Origin of the sequence: Streptomyces botrytidirepellens, from assembly GCF_003721215.1 — a bacterium.
Classification (GTDB): domain Bacteria; phylum Actinomycetota; class Actinomycetes; order Streptomycetales; family Streptomycetaceae; genus Streptomyces; species Streptomyces himastatinicus.
In genome coordinates, this window is sequence record NZ_RIBZ01000545.1 from 1 (window position 1) to 2754 (window position 2754).

Annotated in this window: 2 protein-coding genes and 1 pseudogene; all 3 read left to right on the forward strand. The window is 75.1% G+C overall.

Features of this window, described 5'->3' with window-relative positions; all coding sequences use genetic code 11:
• Nucleotides 1-178, forward strand: a pseudogene (locus EEJ42_RS53320) (FAD binding domain-containing protein); the annotation flags it as partial.
• Nucleotides 175-2313: a xanthine dehydrogenase family protein molybdopterin-binding subunit gene (locus tag EEJ42_RS32600; protein ID WP_123105543.1), complete on the forward strand. Its 2139-nt coding sequence runs from the start codon at nucleotides 175-177 to the stop codon at nucleotides 2311-2313. The pseudogene EEJ42_RS53320 and the gene EEJ42_RS32600, both read left to right, overlap by 4 nt.
• Nucleotides 2306-2754 (forward strand): XdhC family protein (locus tag EEJ42_RS32605; RefSeq protein WP_148082101.1); only part of this gene is annotated, 449 nt, incomplete at its 3' end. The genes EEJ42_RS32600 and EEJ42_RS32605, both read left to right, overlap by 8 nt.

Sequence of the window (2754 nt, forward strand, 5' to 3'; positions counted from 1 at the left end):
CCGCGCGGCCGAGCGGGCGCTGACCGGGGGACCGGCGACCGCCGAGGCGTTCGCCGCCGCCGCGGACGCCGAACTGGCGGCCGCCGAGACGCTGCCCGGAAACGGATACAAGGTGACGCTGATGCGCAACCTCGTCGTGGCCATGCTGACCGAACTCTCCGAGGAGGCCGTCCGATGACCACGACGACCGGAACCGCCGCCGTCACCCCGTCCGTCGGCACCGCGCACACCCGCGTCGAGGGCCGGGAGAAGGTCACCGGCGCGGCCCGCTACGCCGGTGAGATCCCCTTCGCCGACCTGGCCCACGGCTGGCTGGTGGTGTCCACCATCGCCCGCGGCCGCATCCGCTCGGTGGAGTCCGCCCCCGTCGAGGCGATGCCCGGCGTCCTCACCGTCCTCCACCACGGGAACGCCCCGCAGGTCGACGGCGACTACGTCGGCCTGCTGGGGAAGCCCGACCCGACGATCACGCTCTTCCAGACCGACCGGGTGCCGTTCGCGGGCTGGCCGGTGGCGCTGGTCGTCGCGGAGACGCCGGAGCAGGCCAGGGAGGCCGCCGAGGCGCTGGTGGTCCACTACGACGAGGAGCCGCACGACGTCGCGTTCTCCGCCGGGCACCCCGGTGCGCGCAAGCCGGAGGACCCGTCGGCGGAGACCGAGAAGGGGGACCTCGCGGCCGAACTCGCCGCGGCGGCCGCCGTCGTGGACGCGGAGTACACCACTCCGGAAGAGCACCACGCCATGATGGAGCCCCACGCCGCCACCGCCCGCTGGGACGGCGGCCGGCTGGAGGTCGTCGACTCCAACCAGGGCAGCATGTGGGTGGCCGACGAGCTGGCGAAGATGTTCTCCCTGGACCTCGGTTCGGTGCGGGTGCTGTCCGAGCACGTCGGCGGCGGCTTCGGCTCCAAGGGGCTCCGCCCGCACCAGGTGGCCGCCGTGATGGCCACGACCGTGCTGCACCGCCCGGTCCGGGTCGTGCTGACGCGCCGCCAGATGTTCTCGATCACCGGCTACCGCAGCCCCACCGTGCAGCGGGTCAGGCTGGGCGCCGACGCCGAGGGGCGGCTCTCCGCGTTCGACCACGAGGCCCTCAGCCTCACGTCGACCGTGCACGAGTTCATCGAGCGCAGCGCCGACTACGGGCGCGCGATGTACGACGCCGACGCGCACCACACCGTCAACCGCGTGGTGGCGCTCGACGTGCCGACCCCGACCTTCGTGCGCGCGCCGGGCGAGGCCCCGGGCTCGTTCGCGCTGGAGTCCGCGCTCGACGAACTCGCCGAGAAGTGCGGCCTGGACCCGATCGCGCTGCGGGCGCGCAACGAGCCCGAGGCGGGCCCCGTCTCCGGCCTGCCGTACAGCACCCGCAGGGTCATCGACTGCTTCGAGGAGGGCGCCCGCAGGTTCGGCTGGGCGGACCGCGACCCGCGTCCCGGAGTGCGCCGCGAGGGCCGCTGGCTGCTCGGGACCGGCACGGCGGCGGCCACGTTCCCCTCGAACGCCATGCCGTCCACGGCCGCGGTGACGGCCGAGGCGGACGGCACGTTCACGGTACGGATCACCGCGGCCGACATCGGCACCGGCGCCCGGACCGCGCTGACCCAGATCGCCGCGGACGCGCTGGAGGTGGAGCCGAGCCGCATCCACATGCGCATCGCGGACAGCGACTTCGGCCAGGCGATGATCGCGGGCGGCTCCATGGGCACCCGCTCCTGGGCCTGGGCCGTGACCTCCGCGGCGAAGGAGCTGCGCGAGCAGCTGGCCCTCGGCGGCGCCATCCCTGAGGAGGGGATCACCGCCCGGTCGAACACGGCCGAGGCCATCGGCGCCCTGGCCCAGAAGGAACGGCACTCCTTCGGGGCGCAGTTCGCCGAGGTGGCCGTGGACGCCGCGACGGGCGAGGTCCGCGTACGGCGCATGCTCGGCATCTTCGCGGCGGGCCGGATCGTCAACCCGCTGACCGCGCGCAGCCAGCTCCGCGGCGGCATGGTCTGGGGCCTGTCCATGGCGCTGCACGAGGAGGCGATCCGGGACCGGGCCTTCGGCAGCCACGTCGGCCCCGACCTCGCGGGCTATCACGTCGCCGCGCACGCCGACGTGCCGCCCATCGAGGTGGGCTGGGTGGACGACCCGGACCCGGACGACCCCGTGGGCATCAAGGGCATCGGCGAGGTCGGGATCGTGGGAGCGGCGGCGGCGATCGCCAACGCCGTCTGGCACGCGACCGGTGTGCGCCACCGGCACCTGCCGATCCGCCCCGACCGCGTCCTGCTGGCGGGCACCGCGCCGGGTGGGGACGTGGATGCTTGACATCGCCACCGAGCTGAACCGGTGGGTCGAGGAGGGCCGGGACTTCGCCGTCGCCACCGTCGTGGCCGTCGGTGGCAGCGCGCCGCGGGGTCCCGGCGCCGCCCTCGCCGTCGACGCCGAGGGCACGGCCATCGGGTCGGTCTCCGGCGGCTGCGTGGAGGGCGCGGTGTACGACCGCTGCGTCCAGGCGCTCGAGGACGGCGAGACGGTCCTGGAGCGCTTCGGATACAGCGACGACGACGCGTTCGCGGTGGGGCTGACCTGCGGCGGTGTGCTCGAAGTCATGGTCACGCCGGTGCGGGCGGACGCCCCGGACCGGGCGGTGTTCGCGGCGGCCCTGGCGGCCGCCGCCCGCGGGGAGACGGCCGCGGTCGCCCGGGTGTCCCGGGGCCCGGCCGAACTCCTCGGCCGGGCGCTGTTCGTCCGCCCCGACGGCTCGTA

Coding starts and splice junctions, on each gene's coding strand:
- EEJ42_RS32600 (WP_123105543.1), top strand. CDS start 175: ATGACCACGACGACCGGAACCGCCGCCGTCACCCCGTCCGTCGGCACC.